Genomic DNA, 382 nt, shown 5'->3' with positions numbered 1-382 from the left:
TGCACGGTCGGAGACCTCCCCGACCTAGCCATGCGAAAAGCAGCCGATCTCTACCCCGGGCGATCAAAAACCGACCGCCGGGCTGCATTCATCATCGCCGACACCGCCCGCACCATGCTGCACACACTGCGGGCAGTCGACCGCGACGACGAGACACTAGCAGCGCTGAAGATGCTCGCCGGATTCCACGACGACATCGCCAAAGACGCCACCCGAACGAAAAACCGCCTTCGCAGCGTGCTCACACAGATTCACCCCGCACTCGAGCGCGTCTTTGCAGGCGAGATTCTCACGCGCACGCTGGGTGCTGGACTCGCTCATCCACTACGAAGGTCCGACAAAACTGACCGCCGCAGGTCGACGCCGGGTCCTGAAGTGGATG

At 62.8% G+C, this 382-nt stretch carries 1 protein-coding gene; it reads left to right on the top strand.

Going from position 1 to position 382, the window contains the following annotated elements:
- Window positions 1-382 (top strand): IS110 family transposase (locus HMPREF2847_RS10655; protein WP_246822013.1); only part of this gene is annotated, 382 nt, incomplete at both ends.

This window comes from Corynebacterium sp. HMSC074C03, from assembly GCF_001838285.1.
Lineage (GTDB): Bacteria > Actinomycetota > Actinomycetes > Mycobacteriales > Mycobacteriaceae > Corynebacterium > Corynebacterium amycolatum.
This window is presented reverse-complemented; position numbering and strand designations above follow the sequence as displayed.